The 24,937-nt window shown below is 44.0% G+C and carries 22 protein-coding genes, 1 other RNA gene, 1 pseudogene and 2 other annotated features (1 of these 26 only partly in view); of the genes and pseudogenes, 21 read left to right on the plus strand and 3 right to left on the minus strand.

Features of this window, described 5'->3' with window-relative positions; genetic code table 11:
- The first annotated feature begins 41 nt into the window (after positions 1-41).
- The 11 genes and pseudogenes from AR335_RS08400 (at position 42) to AR335_RS08450 (ending at position 13,456) form a co-directional block, all read left to right on the plus strand.
- Positions 42-284: a post-transcriptional regulator gene (locus AR335_RS08400; protein ID WP_053358517.1), complete on the plus strand. Its 243-nt coding sequence runs from the start codon at positions 42-44 to the stop codon at positions 282-284.
- Positions 285-488: 204 nt separating this feature from the next.
- Positions 489-2,703, plus strand: a pseudogene (gene secDF / locus AR335_RS08405) (protein translocase subunit SecDF).
- A gap of 61 nt (positions 2,704-2,764) precedes the next feature.
- Positions 2,765-5,095 (plus strand): single-stranded-DNA-specific exonuclease RecJ, encoded by a 2,331-nt coding sequence (gene recJ / locus AR335_RS08410; protein ID WP_062234208.1) that lies wholly within the window; start codon positions 2,765-2,767, stop codon positions 5,093-5,095.
- 30 nt (positions 5,096-5,125) lie between these two features.
- Entirely contained in the window at positions 5,126-5,638 is a 513-nt protein-coding gene (locus tag AR335_RS08415) for an adenine phosphoribosyltransferase (RefSeq protein ID WP_062234210.1), read from the plus strand.
- A gap of 159 nt (positions 5,639-5,797) precedes the next feature.
- Entirely contained in the window at positions 5,798-7,978 is a 2,181-nt protein-coding gene (locus AR335_RS08420; RefSeq protein ID WP_062234214.1) for a RelA/SpoT family protein, read from the plus strand.
- 23 nt (positions 7,979-8,001) lie between these two features.
- A complete protein-coding gene (dtd, locus tag AR335_RS08425; RefSeq protein ID WP_062234215.1) occupies positions 8,002-8,445 on the plus strand; it encodes a D-aminoacyl-tRNA deacylase in 444 nt (147 codons plus the stop codon).
- 54 nt (positions 8,446-8,499) lie between these two features.
- Entirely contained in the window at positions 8,500-8,679 is a 180-nt protein-coding gene (locus AR335_RS08430; protein WP_369795804.1) for an RNA polymerase subunit sigma-70, read from the plus strand.
- Positions 8,680-8,747: 68 nt separating this feature from the next.
- Positions 8,748-8,984: a binding site (T-box leader), on the plus strand.
- 83 nt (positions 8,985-9,067) lie between these two features.
- Positions 9,068-10,336: a histidine--tRNA ligase gene (hisS, locus tag AR335_RS08435; RefSeq protein ID WP_062234218.1), complete on the plus strand. Its 1,269-nt coding sequence runs from the start codon at positions 9,068-9,070 to the stop codon at positions 10,334-10,336.
- 14 nt (positions 10,337-10,350) lie between these two features.
- Positions 10,351-12,138 carry an aspartate--tRNA ligase gene (gene aspS, locus AR335_RS08440; protein ID WP_062234221.1) on the plus strand — a complete coding sequence of 596 codons (1,788 nt, stop codon included), beginning with the start codon at positions 10,351-10,353 and terminating at the stop codon, positions 12,136-12,138.
- Positions 12,139-12,227: 89 nt separating this feature from the next.
- Positions 12,228-12,405: non-coding RNA, 6S RNA (ssrS, locus tag AR335_RS08445), on the plus strand.
- 283 nt (positions 12,406-12,688) lie between these two features.
- Positions 12,689-13,456 (plus strand): tRNA threonylcarbamoyladenosine dehydratase, encoded by a 768-nt coding sequence (locus tag AR335_RS08450; RefSeq protein WP_053357729.1) that lies wholly within the window; start codon positions 12,689-12,691, stop codon positions 13,454-13,456.
- On the opposite strand, the gene AR335_RS08455 is transcribed toward AR335_RS08450, so the two are convergent.
- The 3 genes from AR335_RS08455 to AR335_RS08465 all read right to left on the minus strand — a co-directional run bounded on the left by AR335_RS08455 (position 13,426) and on the right by AR335_RS08465 (position 15,924).
- Positions 13,426-13,686: a hypothetical protein gene (locus AR335_RS08455; RefSeq protein ID WP_156418901.1), complete on the minus strand. Its 261-nt coding sequence runs from the start codon at positions 13,684-13,686 to the stop codon at positions 13,426-13,428. The two genes, AR335_RS08450 and AR335_RS08455, sit on opposite strands and share 31 nt — an antisense overlap.
- Before the next feature lie 28 nt (positions 13,687-13,714).
- The gene (locus AR335_RS25360) at positions 13,715-14,473 is read right to left on the minus strand and encodes an RsfA family transcriptional regulator (RefSeq protein WP_062234226.1); all 759 of its coding nucleotides are present in this window, start codon (positions 14,471-14,473) and stop codon (positions 13,715-13,717) included.
- A gap of 116 nt (positions 14,474-14,589) precedes the next feature.
- A complete protein-coding gene (locus AR335_RS08465) occupies positions 14,590-15,924 on the minus strand; it encodes an AAA family ATPase (protein ID WP_062234228.1) in 1,335 nt (444 codons plus the stop codon).
- A 192-nt stretch (positions 15,925-16,116) separates the two neighbouring features.
- On the opposite strand from AR335_RS08465, the gene AR335_RS08470 reads away from it, so the two are divergent.
- The 10 genes from AR335_RS08470 (at position 16,117) to AR335_RS08510 (ending at position 24,771) form a co-directional block, all read left to right on the plus strand.
- Positions 16,117-16,824, plus strand: a complete 708-nt coding sequence (locus AR335_RS08470) for a YczE/YyaS/YitT family protein (RefSeq protein WP_062234230.1) — start codon at positions 16,117-16,119, stop codon at positions 16,822-16,824.
- Entirely contained in the window at positions 16,757-17,176 is a 420-nt protein-coding gene (gene cymR, locus AR335_RS08475; RefSeq protein WP_053357733.1) for a cysteine metabolism transcriptional regulator CymR, read from the plus strand. The genes AR335_RS08470 and cymR overlap by 68 nt, the downstream gene beginning before the upstream one ends.
- 26 nt (positions 17,177-17,202) lie before the next feature.
- Entirely contained in the window at positions 17,203-18,342 is a 1,140-nt protein-coding gene (locus tag AR335_RS08480) for a cysteine desulfurase family protein (protein ID WP_062236971.1), read from the plus strand.
- Between the two features lie 95 nt (positions 18,343-18,437).
- A complete protein-coding gene (mnmA, locus tag AR335_RS08485) occupies positions 18,438-19,562 on the plus strand; it encodes a tRNA 2-thiouridine(34) synthase MnmA (RefSeq protein WP_053357734.1) in 1,125 nt (374 codons plus the stop codon).
- Positions 19,563-19,653: 91 nt separating this feature from the next.
- Positions 19,654-20,301: a tetratricopeptide repeat protein gene (locus tag AR335_RS08490; RefSeq protein WP_053357735.1), complete on the plus strand. Its 648-nt coding sequence runs from the start codon at positions 19,654-19,656 to the stop codon at positions 20,299-20,301.
- Between the two features lie 57 nt (positions 20,302-20,358).
- A complete protein-coding gene (recD2, locus tag AR335_RS08495; RefSeq protein WP_062234233.1) occupies positions 20,359-22,659 on the plus strand; it encodes an SF1B family DNA helicase RecD2 in 2,301 nt (766 codons plus the stop codon).
- A 19-nt stretch (positions 22,660-22,678) separates the two neighbouring features.
- Positions 22,679-23,179: a PRC-barrel domain-containing protein gene (locus AR335_RS08500; RefSeq protein WP_255357582.1), complete on the plus strand. Its 501-nt coding sequence runs from the start codon at positions 22,679-22,681 to the stop codon at positions 23,177-23,179.
- A gap of 24 nt (positions 23,180-23,203) precedes the next feature.
- Positions 23,204-23,401 (plus strand): hypothetical protein, encoded by a 198-nt coding sequence (locus AR335_RS08505; RefSeq protein WP_053357738.1) that lies wholly within the window; start codon positions 23,204-23,206, stop codon positions 23,399-23,401.
- 35 nt (positions 23,402-23,436) lie between these two features.
- Positions 23,437-23,601, plus strand: a complete 165-nt coding sequence (locus AR335_RS23830; RefSeq protein WP_156316357.1) for a hypothetical protein — start codon at positions 23,437-23,439, stop codon at positions 23,599-23,601.
- A 72-nt stretch (positions 23,602-23,673) separates the two neighbouring features.
- Complete coding sequence (locus AR335_RS08510) at positions 23,674-24,771, plus strand: AI-2E family transporter (protein ID WP_234293224.1); 1,098 nt, start codon at positions 23,674-23,676, stop codon at positions 24,769-24,771.
- Between the two features lie 26 nt (positions 24,772-24,797).
- Positions 24,798-24,937: a binding site (T-box leader), on the plus strand (it continues 79 nt past the right edge of the window).

Below are 24,937 nucleotides of genomic sequence, written 5' to 3' on the forward strand. Positions count from 1 at the left end.
ATCCGCAAAACGCAGGAGAGGTGAACGAATCATTGGATGTGATGAGTTTTGAAGACATGAAAACAGAGGTTGAACCAGCTCTGCAATGCAAAGCCGAGGAGTTTCATTTTCTTGGGTACGAGAGTGTTTCGAATGAAGAAGTATGGAATTGTGTGATGCGTAAGGCTCAAAAGAAAAAAGAGGAAGCAAAATTGCATGTTCTTGTTGGTCTGATACTTGGTTTATCATTGACCGATTTTATGAACTGGCTGACACTCGAAGCGTTTAAGAGGGATGTGGAATAAAAGGGCCATCCCCGGCGGGGTACCCTTCTTTGCTGTTTATCAAAGAAACGCAAAAGATAGGATTATGTAAAGTTTTACAAAGTTTTCGGAATGAAATTGACAGAAAAAAACAACTGTCGCTATAATGGGGAAGATTGCACTTTTCTATACATATTCATTATCGTGCTTAAAAGTGTGTCGGCAGCATGAAGGAGGAAAGAAGGAATGGTGAAGAAGAGCAAGATCCTTACATTTTTTATAATCCTTGCCGTAATTGTTGGTCTGATCGGCATGACAACAAAGGGGATTGTAAATAATATTAAGCTCGGTCTGGATTTACAAGGGGGATTTGAAGTACTTTACGATGTAAAACCAGCCAAAGAAGGCCAAAAGATTACAAACGATGTTCTAAAAAGTGCGGTAGAAGCACTCGATCGACGGGTAAACGTACTTGGTGTTTCGGAGCCGAACATCACAATCGAAGGGAAAAATCGGATCCGGGTTCAGCTTGCAGGAATCAAGGATCAGAACAAAGCAAGAAAACTCCTTTCTACACAGGCTCAGTTGACCTTCAGAGATGTCAATGACAAGGTATTGCTTGATGGATCGGACCTTAAAGGCGGCGGTTCAAAAGTAACCTTTGACCAGAACAATCCGAACCAGCCGATCGTTCAGCTGACTCTGAAAGATCCGAATAAGTTTGCTAAAGTAACGAGAAAAGTCATGAACATGGGGCCTGGACAAAATCAGCTCGTCATCTGGCTTGATTATAAAAAAGGCGATTCATATAAAGAAGAGGCGACAAAGAAAAAACCTAAATTTATCTCTGCGCCATCTGTCACTAAAGAATTGGATCAGAAAACTGTTGTTATTACTGGACATTTTTCCCAGGAAGAAGCGAATAACCTGTCTTCTATCCTGAATGCCGGGGCACTTCCTGTGAAATTGGATGAAAACTATTCGAATTCTGTTGGTGCTAAATTCGGGAAACAGGCTTTGGATGAAACGGTCACTGCCGGAATTATCGGTATTGCTCTCGTCTTCCTTTTTATGGCGTTTTACTACCGGTTCCCAGGCCTTATCGCTATTGTCACACTCAGTTTTTATATTTATTTAAACCTTCTCATTTTTGATTGGATGGATGCGGTACTGACACTTCCGGGAATCGCTGCCTTTATCCTTGGAGTAGGTATGGCTGTAGATGCAAATATTATAACCTCTGAAAGAATTAAAGAAGAAATTCGTTCCGGAAAATCAATCGCTTCCGCTTATAAGTCGGGGTCAAAGCGCTCGTTTGCTCCGATCTTTGATGCGAATTTAACCTCCATCATCACAGCAGCAGTTCTATTTGCATATGGTACAAGTTCAGTTAAGGGATTCGCTCTCGTACTAATTGTGAGTGTTGTAACCAGCTTCTTTACCAATGTGTACGTCTCCCGAATTTTGCTGGGCCTCTGGGTAAACAGCAAGTTCTTGAACAAAAAACCGGGTTACTTCGGAGTGAAAGAGAGTGATATACATGAGCTTTAGAAACCCGAATTTTCATTTTGATGTTGTAAAACAGCGGAAGAAATTTTTTATTTTCTCCTCTCTTTTAACCATCGTAGGGCTCATTTGCCTTTTAACCATAGGTTTGAAATTAAGTATCGATTTTGAAAGCGGAACGAGGGTTGAAATCAGCGGGAACCATTTAAAAGCTGCTGAGCTCAAGAAAGATTTTGAAGACTTAGGTCTTAAACCGGATGGCCAGCCGCTGATCTCTGGTAAAAATAGTGACAGAGCGACAGTATCCTTTGTTGGTATGCTCTCACGTGAAGAAGTGGCAAAAGTGAATACGGCCATTAAACAGAAATACGGAGATGAGCCGAACATCAATACAGTATCACCAACGGTTGGCCGGGAAATGGCCAGGAATGCGATCATTTCTGTACTGATTGCCTCCATCGGAATCATCATCTACATCAGCCTGCGTTTTGAATGGCTTATGTCATTGGCAGCGGTTGTTGGATTATTGCACAACGCATTTTTGATTGTAGCCGTGTTCAGCATTCTGCGGCTTGAAGTGGATCTTACGTTTATAGCAGCCGTATTAACCATCGTAGGTTACTCGGTACATGATACGATCATCACGTTTGACCGAATCCGCGAAAACATGAAGTTTACGAAGGTGAAAAATGTTGAGACCCTCTACAAGGTGATCAACGACAGTATTATGCAGACTCTTACCCGTTCCATTAATACGGTATTTGCCGTAGTGCTCACGGTAGTTGCATTGCTGATCTTCGGAAACGCGTCCATCATGAACTTCTCGATCGCCCTGTTGATCGGACTGGTTTTTGGAACGTATGCATCTATTTGTATTGCTTCTCAGCTCTGGTTTGTACTTAAATCCAGACAGTTGAAAAAACTTAAATTCAGTTCTGCCAATAATCAGGCATAGGAATTCATTGTCACCTCGTAACCCATTTTGTATAATAAATAGGTTATGAGGTGATTTTTTTATGTTGAAAGCACGAACGAGGTGGAATGTCCGAACTTTAGATGAAGATAAAGTAAAGGAATTAGCCTCTTCTTTAAAAATCCCAAAGTTAGTAGCCAACCTATTAGTTGCAAGGGGAATGGAAACAAAAACTAGTGCTGAACAGTTTTTGTCCAGTGGAACGGAGGCTTTTTATGATCCCTTCTTAATGGATGGGATGAGAGAAGCTGTTGATCGGATCCAACAGGCTGTTGCCAGCCAAGAAAAGATTCTTATTTTTGGTGATTATGATGCAGATGGAGTAAGCAGTACATCTGTTATGGTATATACATTAAAGGCGTTAGACGCCAATTTTGGTTTTTACATACCAAATCGTTTTACAGAAGGCTATGGACCAAATGAACCCGCGTTAAGATGGGCGAAGGAACAAGGTTTCAGTCTTGTTATTACAGTCGATACGGGGATTTCAGCTGTGAATGAAGCACGTGCGGCGAAAGAGATGGGACTGGATTTTATCATCACTGACCATCATGAGCCTCCGCCTGTTCTGCCTGATGCTTATAGTATTATCAATCCCAAAAAACCTGGATGCCCATATCCTTTTAAAGGGCTGGCGGGAGTAGGTGTCGCGTTCAAAGTTGCGCATGCTCTGCTTGGCAAAGCTCCGCTTCACTTATTGGATATTGCCTCCATTGGCACGATTGCTGATCTGGTTCCTCTTGTGGATGAAAACCGCATCATTGCAAAAGAAGGAATAAAGGCACTAGAGAGAACCACTAAGACAGGATTAAAAGCACTTCTCGAAGTTGCTGGTTTAAAAGATACGGTGCTGAATGCAGAGCATGTAGGGTTTGCGATTGGCCCCCGTGTTAATGCGGTTGGAAGACTGGATTCTGCAGTTCCTGCGGTTGAGCTTTTTACGACTGATGACAAGGAAGAAGCTGCCATGCTTGCCGCTGAAATTGATCAATTGAACAAAACACGTCAAACCATTGTATCTGAGATCACAAAGGAAGCCATTGAATTGGTGGAACAAAAGTATCCACCTGATAAAAACAATGTTCTTGTTGTCGCAAAGGAAGGATGGAACGCAGGAGTCATCGGTATCGTAGCTTCCCGGCTAGTCGAACAATTTTACCGTCCGACAATCGTTTTAAGCATCGATGAAGAGAAGGGCCTTGCCAAAGGATCGGCAAGGAGCATTGAGGGCTTTGATATGTTTGAGAACTTATCGCTGAGCCGTGATATACTTCCACACTTTGGAGGGCATCCTATGGCGGCAGGCATGACTTTGGCCGTAAGTGATCTGGATGAACTGAGAAGCCGGCTTAACCGCCAGGCTGGTGAACAATTAACAGAAGAAGATTTTAAACCCGTGACTTCTATTGATTTGGAATGCTCACTTGATGAAGTATCCATTGAAACCATTGAACAAATGAACAAATTGGCTCCTTTTGGTGTCAGTAACCCTACTCCGCGCGTACTGATACCTGATGTTAGAATCAGCGAGATCAAGAAGATCGGCAGCCAGTCCAACCATTTGAAAATACAATTCTCAGATGGCAAATCCAAGCTGGATGCGATTGGTTTTCATAAAGGCCCGCTAATGGATGAGCTAAGCTATCATTCCCCGCTCTCAGCGGTAGGAGAGCTATCAATCAATGAATGGAACGGGTTCCGGAAACCGCAGCTTATGCTTAGTGATCTGGCCGTAAAAGAATGGCAATTATTTGATCTGAGAGGGATAAGGGACGCTCAGAAAAAACTGTCCGGCCTCCCTAAGGACAAGGTTCTTCTCATCGCTTTTGAGGCAGATACGAAGGAACATCCTGCGTTTTCAGACTTGAAAGAGCAGATCCGGCTTTATCCGCAGGAAAAAGAAAGCCTGAATTTTGAAGAAAAGTATGTTGTTTTTCTCGATGTTCCAAAAACAAGGGAAGAATTCTTTTATCTGCTGGAAAGCAATCCAGAACCGGAAAGAACATATGTCATCTTCCACCAGGAAAATGATCAGTTCTTTTCCACTGTTCCGACAAGAGAGCAGTTCAGATGGTTTTATGCGTTCTTAACCAAACGTAAAACATTTGATGCCAGCAAGCACGGGGAGGAACTGGCTAGACTTAAGGGCTGGTCGCGTGAAGCAGTGCCATTTATGTCAAAAGTGTTTTTTGAGCTGGATTTTGTTACAATAGAAGATGGTGTTATTTCGATTAATGATCGTCCTGACAAAAAAGACCTGAAGCATTCATATACATATAGGAGTAAATTAGAACAAGCGGAGATTGAAAATCAACTTGTCTATTCTTCCTATCAGGATTTGAAGAACTGCTTTGATCAGTATAAAGGGAAATAATCAGGCGTTGATACAGGAGGAAAATAGAAGATGGATTACAAAAAATATATATCTGTAGTGGAAGATTTTCCGCTTAAGGGTATTCGGTTTAAAGATATTACCACACTTATGCAAGATGGCGAAGCTTACGCTAAAGCTGTAGATGATATTGCAGACTATGCAAAGGATCTAAACATAGATGTAATCGTAGGTCCCGAAGCGAGGGGCTTTATTGTTGGCTGCCCGGTTGCTTATAAATTGGGGCATGGTTTTGTGCCGGTTCGAAAAGATGGAAAACTTCCTCGTGAAGTGGTAAAAGTAAGCTACGGCCTTGAATACGGCAAAGACGTGCTGACAATGCACAAGGATTCTATTAAACCGGGACAAAGAGTCCTGATTACGGATGACCTGCTGGCGACAGGTGGAACAATCGGTGCGACCATTCAACTTGTAGAAGAACTTGGTGGAGTTGTCGCAGGGATAGCTTTCATGATTGAACTTACGTATTTGGACGGACGAAAAAAGTTATCCGGATATGATATTTTTACGTTAACGCAATATTAAAAGATCGAAAGGGTGCTCTCTGAAAACAGAGTACTCTTTCTTTTTCATATGGAATTGTAAATAAAGGAAATTCGACATTTTTCGTTTTTTACTTTACAGCTTCACTTTTTTTCATGATAATAGAAGCAATATACAATTTTTGACGTTAGGTGATTTTCAATGACCATAGATGAAGTGTTACAAAACGCGGAAAGCTATCTTTCCCATGACGATATACAGCTTTTACGAAAAGCGTATGAATACGCTAAAGAAGCGCATGAAGGCCAGTTTCGAAAATCGGGTGAACCATACATTCAGCATCCGGTTGAAGTAGCTGGTATTTTGGTCGATCTTCAAATGGATCCGGTAACTGTTGCAGCCGGGTTTCTTCATGATGTAGTGGAAGACACGCCGATTACGCTGAAAGATATCAGCGACCGGTTCAATGAAGAAGTGGCCATGCTTGTTGATGGCGTCACGAAGCTGAAGAAGATCAAGTTTAAGTCAAAAGAAGAGCAGCAAGCCGAAAATCACCGTAAAATGTTCGTAGCAATGGCCCAGGATATCCGCTGTATTTTGATTAAACTCGCAGACCGTCTTCATAATATGCGGACACTTAAGCATATGCCAAAAGAAAAACAGATTCAGAAAGCTAATGAAACACTTGAAATATTCGCTCCATTGGCACACAGGCTCGGAATTTCTACTATTAAATGGGAACTAGAGGATGTTTCTTTAAGGTATCTTAATCCACAGCAATACTATCGAATTGTAAATTTAATGAAGCAAAAGCGCGCAGAGCGTGAGCAATACGTCCAGGAAGTAATGGGAGAGATCAGCAGCCGGCTTTCCGAGGTTCAGATCAAGGCGGATATCTCCGGACGTCCGAAGCATATTTACAGCATCTACCGAAAAATGGTGAAGCAGAACAAACAGTTTAATGAAATCTATGATCTGCTTGCAGTGAGGGTTATCGTTCATAACATTAAAGACTGCTATGCCGCGTTAGGCATCATTCATACTGCATGGAAGCCGATGCCGGGACGGTTCAAAGATTATATCGCTATGCCGAAAGCCAATATGTATCAGTCTCTTCATACGACAGTAATCGGCCCTAAAGGAGATCCTCTCGAAGTGCAGATCCGTACAAGCGAGATGCACAGAGTAGCCGAGTACGGGATCGCGGCTCACTGGGCGTATAAAGATGGTTCCAAGAAGGCTCCGGTCAACACGTTTGAAAATAAGTTAACGTGGTTCAGGGAGATCCTTGAGTGGCAGAACGATGTGGCAGATGCCGAAGAATTCATGGAATCTCTAAAAGTGGATTTGTTTTCAGACATGGTGTTCGTGTTCACGCCAAAAGGTGATGTAATCGAACTTCCTGCCGGTTCGGTTCCTCTTGATTTTGCTTATCGCATCCATACAGAGATCGGCAACCGCTGCATCGGTGCCAAAGTGAATGGCAAGATGGTAACCCTTGATTATACGCTGAAGACCGGTGACATTATTGAGATCATGACGAGCAAGCATTCCTACGGGCCGAGCCAGGACTGGCTGAAGATCACGCAAAGCTCTCATGCCAAAAATAAAATCCGCCAGTTCTTCAAGCGGGAACGCCGTGAAGAGAACGTCGCCAAAGGGAAAGAAATGATCGAAAAAGAAGTTACCGGACGGGGCTTCGAACTGAAGGATGTCTTCACACAGGAAAATCTTCAGACGGTTATTAGAAAATATAATTTTGCGAACGAAGAAGATATGTATGCTGCTGTCGGTTATAACGGAATTACCGGTGCACAGATCGCGACACGCCTGACGGACAAACTCCGCCGCAAAAAAGATCAGGAACAGGACAACAAAGAAATCCTTGATGCCATTTCAGAATCGAAGAGCTTGCCATCAACCAAAAAAACTGATTCAGGAATCGTTGTGAAAGGGATAGACAACCTTCTGATCCGTCTTTCCAAATGCTGCAATCCTGTACCTGGGGATGACATCGTCGGTTATATTACTAAAGGGCGCGGAGTTTCGGTACACCGCAAAGACTGTGTTAACGTCAACACAGATGATGCACAGGTTAGGCTACTGCCGGTAGAATGGGAGGGCAGCATCGAAAAACCGAAGAGCTACAATGTGGATATTGAAATCAGCGGCTTTGATCGAAGAGGCCTGCTCAATGAGGTTCTTCATGCTGTAGGCGAAACCAAGACGAACATTACAGCCGTATCAGGCCGTTCAGACCGCAACAAGATGGCGACGATTAGTATGTCCATTTCCATTCACAATGTAAACCACCTGCAAAAAGTGGTGGAACGGATTAAACAGATACCGGACATTTATGCGGTCCGCCGAGTGATGCAATAAAGATACAATTAAAGGAGTGCAACATGCGAATAGTATTGCAGCGCGTCACAGATGCTGCCGTTACGGTAGAGGGAAAAGTGGTCGGCCAGATCGGCCACGGCTTGATGCTCCTTGTCGGAGTGACGCATGAAGATACAGAAAAAGATGCGGCTTTTCTTGCTGAAAAAGCAGTAAATCTCCGCATCTTTGAAGATGATCAGCAAAAAATGAACCTGTCACTCATAGACGTGGGAGGTTCCATATTATCGGTTTCACAGTTTACGCTATATGGTGACTGCAGAAAAGGCCGCCGCCCAAATTTCATGGGTGCTGCCAAACCTGATCATGCTTTTGATTTGTATGATAAATTCAACGATATGCTCCGTGAAAAGGGCATTGAGGTCAAAACCGGAATCTTTGGAGCGATGATGGATGTTGCATTCACCAATAACGGTCCAGTAACGCTCATTCTCGACAGCAGGGAATAAGTCCTGTTAAAACCTTTACCTTTTGGAAAAACTATAGCAAAAGGTGAAAGGAAGATGATGATGCGGCACGGAGAAAAGAGTGAACATGTCAATTCGCATATAAACCAGCTGATGGGGATTGACTTTCATGACTTTATACAGAAAGAGGCGTCTTCGAGCACGATGGAACTCGCTGAGGAATTTGGAGTCCCTCTACGCAGTGTGATCAGCCTTCGCAAAAAAATGAAACGCTGACTGCAACTTTTTTGCAAAAGGGATTGACATAGCTCTTTTTGATGAGTAAGATAAATAACAATTCAATGAAATCACCAGTGACGGAGAAAAGTAGGTAAACTCCACATGCCAAGAGAGGAAATGCCAGAGGCTGCAAGCATTTCTGCATGATGATTTAGTGAAAGACACTCCCGAGGTTTCAATTCGAACGGAAAATGGACAATGCCCAGTAGAGTTGGACGCATGCAGGCGTTACGTGCAATTATGAGCGGAAGCATGAGCTTCAACCAGGGTGGCACCGCGGGTATATAACTCCCGTCCCTATTATTATTCAGATAATAATAGGGACGGGAGTTTTTTATTTTTCACGAAAGATTATTGGTTAACCAGGATGCAAGGAGGATGAAGGATGGGTTATCAAATCCCGAGAGGAACCCAGGATATTTTACCGGGTACAGTTGAAAAATGGCAGTTTATAGAAGAGAAAGCACGAGAAATCTGCAGCAGATACAATTACAAGGAAATCAGAACACCGATTTTTGAACATACAGAACTGTTTTTAAGAAGTGTCGGTGATACAACTGACATCGTTCAAAAGGAAATGTACACGTTCACGGACCGCGGCGATAGGAGCCTGACACTGCGTCCGGAAGGAACGGCAAGCACAGTCAGGGCTTACGTCGAGAACAAATTATTTGGCCTGGCTCAGCAGCCTACTAAATTATATTACATCGGCCCAATGTTCCGTTATGAAAGGCCACAGGCTGGAAGATACCGTCAGTTTGTACAGTTTGGCATTGAAGCCATGGGCAGCGATGACCCATCCATCGATGCGGAAGTCATGGCACTGGCGATGGACGTCTACAAGGAACTTGGATTAAAAAGTCTTCGTCTCGTCTTAAATACTTTAGGAGACAAAGAAAGCCGAAAAGCGCATAGAGAAGCGCTTGTGGCGCACTTTGAACCGCGGATCGGAGAGTTCTGCCATGACTGCCAGAACCGTCTTCAAACCAATCCGCTCAGAATCTTGGATTGTAAAAAGGACCGGGATCATGAACTGATGAAAACAGCTCCATCGATTCATGATTATTTGAACGAAGAGTCACGGGAATATTTCGAAACAGTCAAGTCGACATTGACGGCAATGGGAATCGAATATGTGATCGATCCTAAACTCGTACGGGGCTTGGATTACTACAACCATACCGCTTTTGAAATCATGAGCGATGCGGAAGGCTTTGGAGCTATCACAACGTTAAGCGGAGGCGGCAGATACAACGGCCTTGCAGAAGAAGTTGGCGGCCCAGCCACACCAGGGATTGGATTTGCAATGAGCCTTGAACGATTATTACTCGCTTTAGATGCAGAGGGTGTTAAGCTGCCGATCGAAGATTCTCTTGACTGTTACCTCATTACCATGGGCGATCAGGCGAAAGAGCAAGCACCGTCTCTTCTCTATCGATTCCGTAAAGCCGGATTAAAAGCAGATAAAGATTATCTGGATAAAAAGATGAAAGCTCAGTTCAAAGCTGCAGACAGGACAAATGCCAAATTTGTTGCGGTCCTTGGCGATGATGAACTTGCGAATGGCGTCATCTCTGTTAAGGATATGGAGTCTGGTGAACAAACGGAAGTCGCACTCGACCAAGTCACAGAATATATACTGAAGCAAATTTGAGGAGGAATAACATCATGTCGGAAAGAACGCATCAATGCGGAACATTAACTGAGAAGCATGTCGGAGAAGAAGTAAAGCTTACCGGCTGGGTACAGAAGCGAAGAGATCTTGGAGGATTGATATTCATCGACCTTCGCGACCGTTCAGGACAGGTTCAGGTTGTTTTTAACCCCGAAGTATCCAGTGAAGCATTAGATATTGCTGAAAAAGTAAGAAGTGAATTTGTTCTCTCTGTTAAAGGAACTGTAATTGCACGTGAGGAAGGTACTATTAATGAAAATGTACCGACCGGCCGAATTGAGATTCAAGGTAAAGAACTTGAAATCATCAACAGTTCAAAAACACCTCCTTTTTCCATTTCGGATGATAATGAAATTAACGAAGATGTCCGTTTAAAATATCGTTATCTGGATTTGAGAAGGCCGGTCATGCAGGAGACGATGAAACTGCGTTACCGTGTGACAAAAATGATTCGTGATTTTCTAGATAAGCAGGAGTTTATGGAAATTGAAACACCAATGCTGACAAAAAGTACTCCAGAAGGAGCCAGAGACTATTTGGTGCCAAGCCGGGTGCACCCAGGACAATTCTATGCCCTGCCGCAGTCTCCTCAGCTCTTTAAGCAGCTCTTGATGGTATCTGGATTTGAACGCTATTTCCAAGTCGTCCGCTGCTTCCGTGATGAAGACTTACGGGCGGACCGCCAGCCTGAGTTTACACAGATCGATATCGAGACTTCATTCCTTGGTCAAGAAGGCTTGATGAGCATGATGGAAGACCTTATGGTTCAAATGGCAAGTGAAGTCCGCGGATTCTCCGTACAGACTCCTCTGCCTCGCCTTACTTATGCAGAAGCAATGGAGCGCTACGGATCTGACAAACCGGATACACGTTTTGGGATGGAACTGATTAACGTTTCTGAAATTGTAAAAGAATCAGGGTTTAAGGTATTTGCTTCTACCGTTTTGGATGGTGGAGAAGTCAAAGCCATCAACGTAAAAGGGCAAGCGGGCAATTACTCTCGAAAAGACATTGATCTGCTTACTGAATTCGTGAAACGGTATGGCGCAAAAGGATTGGCATGGCTCAAGTTTGAAGAGAATGAATTAAAAGGGCCGATCGCGAAATTCTTTACTGATGAAGAAAAACAAGGCCTTCTTGCTGCTTTAGAAGGTGAAGAGGGAGATTTATTCCTGTTCGTCGCTGACAGCAAAAAAGTAGTTGCCGATGCTCTTGGAGCACTTCGCCTAAAGCTGGGTAAAGACCTTGATCTTATCGACGAAAGTGTGTTGAACTTCCTTTGGGTCGTTGATTTCCCGCTTGTTGAATATGATGAAGATGCAAACCGTTACGTTGCTCTTCACCATCCGTTCACGATGCCGAAAGAAGAAGATCTTGATCAGCTTGAGAGCAATCCCGGAGCTGTTCGTGCAAAAGCGTACGACCTTGTATTAAATGGGTATGAACTTGGCGGAGGATCTCAGCGTATTTATCAGCGTGATCTTCAGGAAAAAATGTTCAAGACGCTCGGATTTACTGAAGAGGCAGCAAAGGAAGAGTTCGGTTTCTTAATGGATGCTTTTGAATATGGTACGCCACCGCATGGCGGTATTGCTTTAGGCCTAGACAGACTCGTGATGATTCTTGCCGGCAGAAACAACTTGAGAGATACGATCGCATTCCCGAAAACAGCCAGCGCAAGCTGTCTGTTAACGAATGCTCCATCACATGTTAGTGAAAAACAGCTCAATGAACTTCACCTCGCCGTAAAAGTGGAAAAAGAGAACGGACAAAAGGCATAGGTAAGAAGTTTGAACTGTTAGAAAATTTAAATAATACGCTCCGATTCGCTTGTTTTCAATAAAACGATGTGGTATGATTTATACCAATAAGAGTCCTGATGTGTTCGTTAATACCGAATGTTTTGAGCCAACACTTTTTATTCGGGAGTCAGTGTTTCTGCAAGGCGTGCATGCCTCCGCGAAGAGGACGCATAAATTGCGGAACAGGGCACCCACCTGCGAGAGCAGGTTCAAAACTTAGGAACTGACGGCACAGTTGGGACTCTCATCCAACACTTAATCTAATACAAGAATATAGAGGAAACCCGGACGGTTTGTCCGGGTTTTTGTTGTTTTTTGCTGCAGGATTTGAGTAAAGGTTGTACATGACAGGGAAATAGTATATTCTTTTTAGGAAGTAAGCTAAGAAGGTACTATGAAGTAATGTCTAGCTTCAGCGCCTAGGGATGAAAATGAATTTCAGTTTTCAGTGTTGCTGAGTAAGAGTTCCAGCACTTGTCGGACCTTAGCAAGTCGCTTGCGCTTTTCTAGACTTGAAAGGAGAAGGTTCATGTTACATCAGTTTTCAAGAAATGAGCTCGCCATTGGCGAAGATGGATTAGCCGCTTTAAAAGGAAGCACTGTCGGAATTCTTGGTATTGGAGGAGTCGGTTCTTTTTCAGCTGAAGCGCTTGCTCGAGCTGGAATCGGCAAACTTATCCTTGTGGATAAGGATGTTGTGGATATCACGAATGTCAACCGGCAGATCCATGCTTTATTGTCCACGGTAGGCCAGTCCAAAGTAGAACTTATGAAACAGCGCATTGCGGATATTAATCCCGAATGCGAAGTGATAGCATTACAGATGTTTTATACAGAAGAGACGTATGAACAGTTTTTTGCGTACGGCCTTGATTTTGTTGTGGATGCATCGGATACGATCACCTATAAAGTGCATCTTGCAAAGGAGTGCCTGACAAGAAAGATTCCGATCATTGCCAGCATGGGAGTGGCGAATAAGCTGGATCCGACTAGACTTCGCATTGCGGATATTTCAAAAACGTCGTATGATCCGATTGCCAGGGTAATGAGGCAGCGTCTTCGGAAGGAAGGCATCCATAAAGGAGTAACAGTAGTTTTCTCCGATGAAAAACCCGTTCAGATCAGAGAAGACATCCGGGAGAAAATTGTTCCTGAAAATGCTCCAGGAATCAGAAAAGCTAAAATGCCGCCGTCCTCCAATTCTTTTGTTCCATCCGTTTCGGGACTGTTTATGGCTGGCCACGTGGTAAACAAACTGCTTGAAATTCATAACATTACCATTAATAGAATGAATTGATTCATGCAAAAAAGGGGCTGTCCTGAAAGTCGAAAATTGACCTTCAGCAGCTCCTTTTTGGCTTGAAAATCTTCAATGAAAAGTTGATTGAAGTGGAAGGTGCGAGACTCCTGCGGGACTAGCGTGACAGGTGAGACTCCCGCAGGCGCTAGCGCCAAAAAGTAGGCGTTCACGCCGGTAAGGCTCACCGCACGCCCCGCGGAAAGCGAGCACCCTGGAACGGAAATCAACAGCTTACAGACTTCTTGGACAGCCCCTTTATTTTGCAAGTTTTTCGAGGTTTCCATTTTTGTCCATTCTGAAACTTTGGTTATCTGCGGCATCATCCTGCAGCAGCACCATTCTTCTTGCACGGTCCATAATCTGCAGCAGTGCCTGGTAATCTTCTTTCATGGCCGCAAAGTCTTTTTCCACCTTGTTCAGCTGCTCAGTAAGCTTCTGGTTTTGATGGAAAAGTTCTTCATTTTGCCGTTTTAGTGAGGCATTCTCGCCTTCTATTCGCCCATTTGCGAGACCGTTTCTATTGATTTCCGATAAGTAATCAATCACGTCATTAAGGCATATATTCTCTGTCTGATAGGTCTGGTAGGATGCCTGAGCAGGCTGAATGCTTGGAACAGGCACTGCTGCTGTATAGGCAGGTTCAGCCAGCTCCTGCAGAGGGGCAGTAGAGGTGAACGGTGTTCTGAAAAATTCTTCAGGATGATATACTTCATCATCTGCTGGTACCGCCTGTTTAACCGGAGGTTTTACTGGTTTGCTTTGCTGCTGGCCTTTAGCGATCGCCCGCTGCCGTTCTTTTCGCTGTTTTTTGGCAATCTTCAATGCTTGTTCGTATTTCTTCCTTACGATCGCATTCCACCGGAAGCCTACAGCTGCGCTCGTGCGCTCCAGTTTATCGCCGACTTCCTCAAAGGCATGGAGCTGCGTACTGCCTTCGCGCACATGACGCAATACAGTTTCCGCAAGAAGCAGATCATCTTCTTCAGACCAGGCATCCTGTCTTACTTTTATCATATATATCCTCTCCTTGATTCATAATGTACGAGTTTATGTTCTCATTTTGAGCAAAAGGAGAGGATTCTATACGTGCTCAGCAAAAATTGATAGTTTTTTATTAGCAGAGTGCTAGATTACGTTTCACTTCGTTTTCTTTCGTTAAAGTACTCAAGCCTTTTCTGTATGCTTTTTTCAAAACCTCTGCCAGTCGGCTCGTAAAAGGTTTTGTTCTTCAAGTGGTCTGGCAAGTATTGCTGAACGACATACCCATCCTGGAAGTTATGAGGATATTGATAATCTTTGCCATGCTCTAGCTGGCTAGCCCCTTTATAATGCGCATCACGTAAATGGATGGGAACCTGTCCGCTTTTTTCTTTCTTTACAGCCTGAAGTGCATTATCGATGCCCATGATAACTGCATTGCTCTTTGGAGCGGTAGCGAGATAAACTACCGCTTCGGCCAGAGGAATCCTAGCTTCAGGCATTCCGACGAAATCCACCGCGTAAGCTGCAGCTTGCGCAACGAGAAGGGCGTTCGGATCAGCGAGGCCGATGTCCTCAGCTGCGTGGACATAAATCCTCCGGGCGATGAACCTTGGATCTTCACCGGCATAGATCATCTTAGCCAGCCAATATAGGGCGGCATCTGGATCAGAGCCTCTAATGCTTTTTATAAAAGCAGAGATCGTATCATAATGGTTGTCCCCTTTTTTGTCGTACTGCAGCACCCGCTGCTGAATGCTTTCTTCTGCAATTTCCAGGTTTATGCGAATCTGCCCAGAAGCATCTGGTTTTGTCGTCAGAACAGCGAGCTCCAAAGCGTTCAATGCAGTCCTGGCATCTCCGTTGGCTACAGACACGAGGTGGCTGAGTGCATCATCATCCATTGTAATATTGTATTTTCCGTAGCCTCTCTCTTTATCTTCAAGTGTATGAAGGATTACAGAGCGTGTGTGTTCATCTGTTAAATGTTCAAAACGGAACAAGCGTGATCGAGAAAGCAAGGCGGGGTTGATTTCAAACATTGGACTTTCCGTAGTTGCACCGATTAAAATTACCGTTCCATCTTCAACGAAAGGCAGGAGGGCGTCCTGCTGGCTTTTATTGAAGCGGTGTATTTCATCTATAAAAAGAACCGTTTTCTTTTCATCCATCAACAGCCGTTCTTTCGCTTCACTCGTCACCCTTTTGATGTCAGCAACTCCGGAAGTGACGGCGTTTAATTGCTCAAAGTAGGCAGATGTGGAATTGGCGATGATTTTCGCAAGCGTCGTTTTTCCTGTTCCGGGCGGCCCAAAAAAAATCATCGGTGTGAGCTGATCCGCTTCGATAGCTCTCCTTAAAAGCTTTCCTTCACCTACAATATGGGATTGGCCGATAAATTCTTTTATTGACCGGGGCCTCATTCGGCTTGCGAGCGGTCCCATCGCTTTTTTTTCATGAGATTGGTGATCACTGAACAAATCCATTTGAATCCTCCTAATAAGAAAAGCGCAAGCGCCCTGATAAGGCCCTGCAAGCGCTGAAGCTAGACATTCCTGCATCTCATTCTTTTGTAATCAAAAGGTACTATACCGTTCATTTGAATGCAAGAATAAGCTGTTTCATGCTATAATAGTTTGGGTTTATATGCAAAAACAGGCACAGGGAAGGAAATACTAATGAAAATAGTAAACCGCTTCGCAAGGCCCTTCTTTGTCAAATTGCTTGTTTTATTTATGGGTCTGCTGATCATGTCATTTGGAATCTCTCTCATGATTAAAGCCAATTTAGGCAGTGCCCCGTGGGATGTTTTACATATCGGTTTGTATTATCAGTTTGGTTTATCAATCGGTACTTGGTCAATTATTATTGGATTTCTTATCATTGGTGCGACCTCTTGGCTTACTAAAAAACGGCCGCAGGCCGTAGCCTTTCTGAACATGCTGTTTGTAGGGATATTTATAGATGGTTACTTGATGCTGCCGTTTTTTAAAACACCTGATTCAACTGCTGCGGCAATTATTATGTTAGCAGCCGAGCTAGTCATTAACGGTTTTGGAATCGGGCTATACATTGCAAGTGACTGCGGCGCCGGTCCGCGGGACAGCTTAATGCTGGCATTGACAGAGAAAACCGGCAAAAAGGTTGCCCACATCAGGCTGTTCATGGAACTTTTTGTTTTGGCAGGAGGGTGGCTGCTAAAGGGACCCGTTTCCCTCGGTACCATCCTGTTTTGTGTATCCATTGGCAGTATTGTGGGATATACCTTGTTTTTTTGTAAAAAAATCGTTAACTATTGGATAGAACGGAGCGTGTATGATGAAGATCTCAACAAAAGGACGATATGGCTTGACCATCATGATGGCCTTGGCAAAAAAGTTCGGTGAAGGGCCTGTCGCTTTAAAATTGATTGCGAAAGAACACAGTTTGTCTGAGCACTACCTGGAGCAGCTGATCTCTCCGCTAAGGAATGCCGGGCTTGTAAAAAGCATCAGGGGTGCCTATGGAGGCTATGTTCTTGCTCAAGACGCGAAAACCATCACTGCCGGGGACATCATTCGGGTTCTCGAGGGGCCGATCAGCCCTGTAGAGGTTATGGAAGACGAAGAGCCGGCAAAGCGTGATCTTTGGATAAAGATCCGTGATGCAGTAAAAGATGTACTCGATAACACAACATTGGATGATCTTGCGAACTATCAAGGCGAAGGAGAACAAGACTCTTACATGTTTTACATTTAATGAATGAAAAGAAAGCGGGTGATCCTATGGATCGCATCTATGTAGACCATGCAGCAACGTCCCCGATTCATCCGGACGTTGTGCAGGAAATGCTGCCTTATTTTACAGAACACTTCGGAAATCCTTCCAGCATTCATCAATTTGGCAGAAAAACACGCCAGCTGCTCGATGAAGCGAGAATTACAGCAGCAAAAAGCATCGGCGCCCATCCCAACCAGATCATGTTTACGAGCGGGGGAACGGAAGCGGATAATGCCGCAATTTTTGGCACAGTTTATGCCAATAGCGAACATGGCAAGCACATCATCACCACGCAGATCGAGCATCATGCCGTACTTCATGCTTGCGAGGAGCTTGAACGTCAAGGGTTTGAGGTAACATACCTGCCTGTAGATGAAACAGGGAGAATTTCTATTCAAGCTCTAAAAAAAGCGTTGAGAGAAGATACGATTCTTGTCACGGTCATGTATGGAAACAATGAGGTAGGAACAATCCAGGATATACAGGCGATCGGGGAGATTTTAAAAGATCACCACGCCTATTTCCATACAGATGCCGTGCAGGCATACGGAGTTCTCTCACTAAACGTTCAAGAATTGCAGGTCGATCTGCTGAGTGTATCTGGCCACAAGATTAACGGACCAAAGGGAACGGGATATCTTTATATTGGTGATGGGGTCTCCATTGCACCATCCTTTTTTGGCGGAGAACAAGAGCGGAAACGCCGGGCAGGAACAGAAAATGTTGCTGGAATTGCGGGTTTCGCGAAGGCCATTTCCATAATGGCTGAAGAAGGTCCTCAAAAAGCAGAAACATATGAAGGTTTTAAAAAGACCATGTTGTCCATATTTAAGGAAGAAGGCATTGAACACATGGTAAATGGTTCTGCTGAACATGGGCTGCCTCATATCTTAAATGTCAGCTTTCCGGGTGTGAAAACAGAAGTGCTGCTCGTAAACCTTGATCTGGCAGGAATTGCGGCTTCTAGCGGATCAGCCTGCACAGCAGGATCGATTGAGCCTTCCCATGTACTCACGGCAATGTTCGGAAAGACAGATCGAACAAAGAATGCGATCCGATTCAGTTTTGGATTGCATAATACAGAGGAACAAATCGAGAAAACGGCACGTGAGACAGCAAAAATAGTGAAACGTCTGCAAAAATAAGGTAAACTCTAAAATATGCATTTTTTCAAAAAAGCATAAGACATGCTCTCAATAGATTTTACGAGCCATTGAAAATGAAAGGGGGGTGAAAGAGAATGTCAGCACGACAATCAAAATCACCTGCAGAAACACGCGTCGTCATTGGGATGTCGGGCGGTGTGGATTCTTCTGTTGCAGCACTCTTGCTTAAACAGCAAGGCTATGACGTCATCGGGATTTTTATGAAAAACTGGGATGATACAGATGAATTCGGTGTCTGTACGGCAACAGAGGATTACAATGATGTAATCGCGGTTGCGAATCAGATTGGAATTCCTTATTACGCCGTTAATTTTGAAAAAGAATATTGGGACAAGGTTTTTACCTATTTCCTTGAAGAATATAAAGCGGGAAGAACTCCGAACCCGGATGTTATCTGCAATAAAGAAATTAAGTTTAAGGCATTTCTTGATCATGCCATGAACCTAGGAGCTGATTTCGTTGCAACAGGCCACTATGCCCGTGTTGTGGAAGAAGAAGGAGAAGCAAAGATGCTTCGAGGTGTTGATGAGAACAAAGATCAGACCTACTTCCTGAATCAGCTGTCACAGGAGCAGATTGAGAAAACGATGTTCCCGATCGGTGAATTGAACAAGCCGGAGATTCGCAAAATTGCTGCTGAAGCCGGGCTGGCCACAGCGAAGAAAAAGGATTCCACAGGCATCTGTTTTATTGGAGAACGGGATTTTAAAGAGTTCCTCAGCAATTATCTTCCAGCAAAACCAGGTGAGATGCGTACGCTCAATGGAGATGTAAAAGGCAAGCATGACGGGTTGATGTATTATACCATCGGACAGCGCCATGGCCTTGGCATCGGAGGAAGCGGAGATCCGTGGTTTGTTGTTGGCAAAGACTTGAAGGAGAACGTTCTTTTCGTGGAACAGGGCTTTGATCATGAAGCGCTCTACAGTGAAAGTCTGGTTGCAGTTAAACCAAGCTGGGTAAGTCCGCAGCCAAAAGAAAAAACATTTCATTGTACAGCAAAATTCAGATACCGTCAGCCTGATAAAGGTGTTACCGTCACTCAACTGGATAATGGGACCCTTGAGGTGGTATTTGATGAACCACAGCGTGCGATTACGCCGGGCCAGGCCGTTGTCTTCTATGACGGAGATGTCTGCCTTGGCGGTGCTACCATTGATGAGGTTATCAAAAACGGAGAACCTATTTCTTATTTATAAGCCGACCAGTCCTTTTGTATATGAAGGACTGGTTTTTTTATTAAGGTGCTCCATTCTTTGTTATACTTTAATCAGAACAGATTTCAGGAGGATGGCAGTGGAACAGGATTATTTTAAAAAGGGTAAATTAGAGGAAACGGCAAAAGCACTTGAACAGCAGATTGAAAAAGAACCGGGCAACCCGGTACCTTATATTAACTATGGGAATTTGTTATCGGCTGTCCACGAGCACGAGAAAGCCCTCGTTTTTTTCGAAAAAGCTCTTGAGCTTGATTCGGAAGCAGGAGCTGCTCTTTATAGTACGGGCATCGCATTCTATCAGCTTGAAAGGTTTCAAGAAGCAAGAGAATTCTTTCTCAAGGCGATGGAAAAAGGGGTGAATGAGGGCGACGTTCATTTTATGCTCGGTATGTGCTTTGTCCAAAAAGGGGAACAAATCAGGGCTCTGCCGCATTTTCTGCGTGCATCAGAAATGAACGAAAACGACACAGAGTCTCTTTTTCAATATGGGCTCTGTCTCGCTCAGCTCGAGCAGGTAAAACAGGCAAAAAACGTTTTTTTAACGGTAACTGAAAAAGATCCGGGTCATGCAGATGCATTTTATAACCTTGGTGTGGCCTGTGTTTACTTCGATGAACTGGACGCTGCCAATCATGCTTTCAGCAAGGCGCTCAGTATACAGCCCGATCATTATCTCGCTGCAAACGGAAAAAAGAACGTGGAAAATAAAATGCAATAATGGCTGTGGAGAAAAAAGCTGTGCAGTCTGAATTATTTTAAAGTCAGGAGACCAAAGATGGATAAACAGTCTTCTTTCGATTTATTCGATGAACAAGCAAAATATTTAAAAGGCACGCTGCTTACCACCATTTTCTTTAATCAGGAAAACTTGTACACTGTCGCACGCATCCGCGTGCATGAGACGAATGAATCGTACGATGAGAAGGAGGCAATAATCACAGGTACTCTTCCTCCGCTGTATCAGGATGAACGCTATATTTTCTTTGGCCATTTCAAAGAACATCCGAAATACGGAAAACAATATCATGTGGCACAGTTCCGCAAAGATATGCCGCAGACCAAAGAAGGAATGGTTCAATATCTTTCTGGTGACCTCTTCCATGGAATCGGCAAGAAAACAGCCGAAGCAATCGTCAATCATCTGGGGAAAAACGCCATTTCTGCGATATTGGAAAATCCGGATGTGTTGAATGGCATCCCGCAGCTGAATGAAGAAAAAGCAAAGAATTTGTATGACGTTCTTATTGAGCACCAAGGGCTTGAGCAGGTTATGGTGACGCTGAATCCATTTGGTATCGGTCCTCAGCTCTCCATGAAAATTTATCAAACGTATAAGGAAGAAGCTCTTCATATCATTCAAAATAATCCATACCAGCTCATCTATGACATTGAAGGAATTGGTTTTCAGCGTGCTGACGAGCTTGGTAAAGGGATTGGGCTGTCTTACAACCATCCGGAACGGATCAGAGCAGGCTGTTTATATATCCTTCAGGAGAGGGGAACGGACGCCGGCCACGTTTATCTTCCTTCTGAACTTGTGATGGAAGAAGTGAAAAAACTGCTCACCAATGGAGAAGCTCCGATCAACGATTCAGATATTTTCCGTGAGATTGAGGCCCTAAGAGAGGATCAAAAAATCGTCATGGAGGATGACAGGCTCTATCTGCCCTCACTGTATTTTTCTGAAAAAGGGCTTGCAGAATCGGTAACAGGCATTGCCAGCCAGGAGGAGTATCAGGAAGCTTTTCCTCATTCCGAATTCCTAAAAGCACTGGGTGAACTGGAAGAAAGACTGGGAATCGAGTATGCGCCATCACAAAAGCAGGCGATCGAGACGGCTGTTTATTCACCGGTCATGGTGCTTACAGGCGGTCCAGGTACGGGTAAGACTACCGTTATTAAAGGGATTGTCGAAGTATATGCAGAACTGCACGGTGTTTCATTGGACCCTACATCCTATAAGAAGGATGAACCGTTCCCTGTGCTGCTTGTTGCTCCAACCGGCAGGGCCGCAAAACGGATGTCAGAATCCACGGGTATTCCAGCATTTACGATCCATCGTCTGTTAGGGTGGAAAGGCGGAGCGGGCTTTGAACATAGTGATGAGAACCCGCTGGAAGGAAAACTCCTTATAGTAGATGAGATGTCAATGGTTGACATTTGGCTTGCACATGCCCTCTTTAAAGCAGTTCCAGGCAATATTCAAATCATTATTGTCGGGGACGAAGATCAGCTGCCTTCTGTTGGTCCTGGCCAAGTGCTGCGGGATCTGATTGCATCAAAAGTGATTCCCACGGTTGAACTTAAAGACATTTACAGGCAGGCAGAAGGCTCTTCCATCATTGAATTGGCTCATAACATGAAGAACGGCGTACTTCCGAATGATCTGAGAAAAAGAAAAGCGGACCGAAGCTTCTTTTCTTGCCAGCCGCAGCAAGTTCTGGAAGTGGTGAAACAGGTGTGCCTAAACGCGAGGCAAAAAGGGTATACGCCCAGGGATATTCAAGTCCTGGCTCCCATGTACAAGGGCAATGCAGGTATCGATATTCTGAATCAGACGCTGCAGGAACTCTTTAATCCTTCAGGGCCGCAAAAACGCGAGTTGAATATTCAGCAGGTGGCTTTCAGGGTTGGGGATAAGGTTCTGCAGCTCGTTAATCAACCGGAAGATAACGTGTACAACGGCGATATGGGAGAGATTGTATCCATTATTTATGCAAAAGAAACGACGGATAAGGAAGATCAGCTCGTGGTTGCGTTTGATGATGTGGAAGTCGTGTATACACGATCAGATTTTCATCATATAACACATGCCTACTGCTGTTCGATCCATAAGTCTCAGGGAAGTGAATTTCCGATCGTGATCATGCCAGTGGTGAAAAGTTATTTCCGTATGCTGCGAAGAAACTTGATCTATACCGGAATTACAAGAAGCCGAGAATTTTTAATTCTGTGCGGAGAAGAATCCGCCTTTGAACTTGCTGTTCAGCGTAATGATGAATCTGCCAGGTATTCGAGACTGAAGGAGCGGCTGACTCAGTTTAACATGGAAAACGTTTCAAGCATGAACCCTTAGAAGTCGTGGAATGATAAGAATGTTCGGAAGGGTGGGGGTTACTTTGCGGACATTTTCTTTTTTAAAAGGACAAAGAGCAATGCATGCCGATAGCCAAAAAATCATCGGACGAGTAGAAGATGTGGTGGCAGATTCTAAAGGAAACGTGCTTGGTTTCATAATTTGTGAAAAAAGGCTTTCCTTTTCCTTTCGAAAGAAGTATGTGCCTTACACTTCTGTGTCGATGGCTGGCCAGGATTCTGTATTGCTGTGCAGCTGCAGGCCGTACAAGATACCCTTCCAAGCTAAGGGGACTTTTACGATGGCAAAACATCCTCGCTGTATTTTAAAGCAGGCTCTCCTTTCAAAAGACGGAGAAACGAATGCCGTAGTAGAGGATGTATATTTTTCTGATGATTGGGGCAGGATTGTAGCAATTGAAGTGACAAAAGGTTTGTTTTCCGATTGGACGGATGGAAGATCTCTCATCTATTCCCACGAGCCGTTAACCATTGGGAAGCAGTCACTTTTTGTACGATAAGTGCTATAAAGGAGGGCCCTCAATTTGAAATGCCCGAACTGCAGCTGCAAGGATATAGGCAAGATCGGTGTCAATCAGTATTATTGCTGGAATTGTTTTATCGAACTGTCCATTGTAAATGGCATGCTGTCCCTTCACCAAGTGGAAGAAGACGGCAGTCTGACTTCGCTTGATGATCTTTTTGAAGATCAAGATTTATCCTTTAATGCCGATGCACAATAACGTTAAGTGATCTTAATGAATGGGTGGGTGACAACATGAATAACATTTTAAAACCATTACTTGCCCTAGGCATCTGGGCAGCTTTCAAAGGAATGAAATCATCCAGAAAAAACGGGATGAATTTTATGAGGATGGACGACCTGTTATCTTCTAAAAGAGTAAGAAAAATGCGTAAGAGACTGGCAAAAGCCATTTATTAAAGAAATGAAAGTCCATGCTAAAAAAAGCATGGACTTTTTTTCATGAAATGAGAGGTTGGGGCAACAATATAAATGGAGGTGATTACTATACATCGAGAAAAGTATATGAAGTGGATCATCCGCCTGTCTCTGTTGGTACTTTTGTTTCTGTGCGGCTGGCTGCTGCTTAAACTTGCCCCTTTCTGGACACCTGTGCTGACAACGGTCAAAGCGGTGTTTATCCCTTTTTTTATTGCGGTGTTCATCACCTACTTGCTTCATCCCCTCGTAGAAAAACTGCATCATTGGGGCGTTCCGCGGACGCTGGCGATTCTGTTTATCTACGTTTTGTTTTTTGGCGGTATCGGCTACGGAGTATACAAAGGCATCCCATACATGGTGCTTCAGATACGGGAACTCGTCTCAAATATACCTGCCATATCAAAAACGTACCGTAACTGGCTGCTGGAAGTGGACCACCATACCTCCCGGCTGCCTCGTTCCATCCATCTCCGCATTGAAGATTATATCCAATCGGCTGAACAATACTTGGAAAAAAGTGCGGCCAATGTGATCGGATCCATAAAAAAAATTGTCGATTATTTTTTTATCTTGATTATCATTCCGTTCCTTGTCTTTTATTTTTTAAAGGATATTGATGCAATTAAACGAGCATGCTGGTATATAACCCCGAGAAAATGGCGGAAAGAAGGCATTCACTTATTGAAAGATATTGACCGGTCACTTGGCGGCTATATACGCGGGCAGCTGTTTGTCGGGAGTCTTCTCGGTGCAGCTGCTGTGCTCGCTCTCTGGCTGGCAGGCATGCCTTATCCGATTATTCTTGGGATTATTATTGCCATAACCGATGTGATCCCTTATTTTGGACCAATTCTTGGTGCTGTTCCGGTTATATTCATCGCATTCACGATCTCTGTAAAAATGGTGCTGATTGTTGCAGGAATTATGCTTGTGCTTCAATTTATAGAAGGAAATATTTTAGGGCCTCTGATCGTTGGCAAAAGCCTTCATATCCATCCAGCTCTGATTATCCTCGCCCTCCTTGCAGGCGGAGAAATTGGTGGAATTCTTGGCTTGATCCTAGCTGTTCCTGTGTTTTCTATACTTAAAGTGATCGTTGTTCACATACGTGATCACAGACTTACGGCAAAGATTGACAAAATGCCCTAGAAGGAATTATACTTACTGCAAGATAAAGCAAAACGATGATGGAGATAAGTACGTTTCTACCCTTTATAGAGAGGAAACCCTCGGCTGAAAGGTTTCTAAAAGTAAGAGGAACGGAAAGCTACTCCCGAGTGCAATTAATACCTGCCGGTTAAACCCCGTTAACGTT

It is taken from the genome of Fictibacillus sp. FJAT-27399 (assembly GCF_001510655.1).
Taxonomy (GTDB): Bacteria; Bacillota; Bacilli; order Bacillales; family Fictibacillaceae; genus Fictibacillus_C; species Fictibacillus_C marinisediminis.

Coding starts and splice junctions, on each gene's coding strand:
- cymR (WP_053357733.1), top strand. CDS start 16,757: ATGAAGATCTCAACAAAAGGACGATATGGCTTGACCATCATGATGGCC.
- AR335_RS08470 (WP_062234230.1), top strand. CDS start 16,117: ATGAAAATAGTAAACCGCTTCGCAAGGCCCTTCTTTGTCAAATTGCTT.
- AR335_RS08465 (WP_062234228.1), bottom strand. CDS start 15,924: ATGGATTTGTTCAGTGATCACCAATCTCATGAAAAAAAAGCGATGGGA.
- AR335_RS08490 (WP_053357735.1), top strand. CDS start 19,654: ATGGCAGTGGAACAGGATTATTTTAAAAAGGGTAAATTAGAGGAAACG.
- AR335_RS08415 (WP_062234210.1), top strand. CDS start 5,126: ATGGATTACAAAAAATATATATCTGTAGTGGAAGATTTTCCGCTTAAG.
- mnmA (WP_053357734.1), top strand. CDS start 18,438: ATGTCAGCACGACAATCAAAATCACCTGCAGAAACACGCGTCGTCATT.
- AR335_RS08500 (WP_255357582.1), top strand. CDS start 22,679: ATGTTCGGAAGGGTGGGGGTTACTTTGCGGACATTTTCTTTTTTAAAA.
- AR335_RS08450 (WP_053357729.1), top strand. CDS start 12,689: ATGTTACATCAGTTTTCAAGAAATGAGCTCGCCATTGGCGAAGATGGA.
- AR335_RS08420 (WP_062234214.1), top strand. CDS start 5,798: ATGACCATAGATGAAGTGTTACAAAACGCGGAAAGCTATCTTTCCCAT.
- AR335_RS08480 (WP_062236971.1), top strand. CDS start 17,203: ATGGATCGCATCTATGTAGACCATGCAGCAACGTCCCCGATTCATCCG.
- aspS (WP_062234221.1), top strand. CDS start 10,351: ATGTCGGAAAGAACGCATCAATGCGGAACATTAACTGAGAAGCATGTC.
- recJ (WP_062234208.1), top strand. CDS start 2,765: ATGTTGAAAGCACGAACGAGGTGGAATGTCCGAACTTTAGATGAAGAT.
- AR335_RS25360 (WP_062234226.1), bottom strand. CDS start 14,473: ATGATAAAAGTAAGACAGGATGCCTGGTCTGAAGAAGATGATCTGCTT.
- AR335_RS08510 (WP_234293224.1), top strand. CDS start 23,674: ATGGAGGTGATTACTATACATCGAGAAAAGTATATGAAGTGGATCATC.
- AR335_RS08400 (WP_053358517.1), top strand. CDS start 42: ATGAGTTTTGAAGACATGAAAACAGAGGTTGAACCAGCTCTGCAATGC.
- hisS (WP_062234218.1), top strand. CDS start 9,068: ATGGGTTATCAAATCCCGAGAGGAACCCAGGATATTTTACCGGGTACA.
- recD2 (WP_062234233.1), top strand. CDS start 20,359: ATGGATAAACAGTCTTCTTTCGATTTATTCGATGAACAAGCAAAATAT.
- AR335_RS08430 (WP_369795804.1), top strand. CDS start 8,500: ATGATGATGCGGCACGGAGAAAAGAGTGAACATGTCAATTCGCATATA.
- dtd (WP_062234215.1), top strand. CDS start 8,002: ATGCGAATAGTATTGCAGCGCGTCACAGATGCTGCCGTTACGGTAGAG.
- AR335_RS23830 (WP_156316357.1), top strand. CDS start 23,437: ATGAATAACATTTTAAAACCATTACTTGCCCTAGGCATCTGGGCAGCT.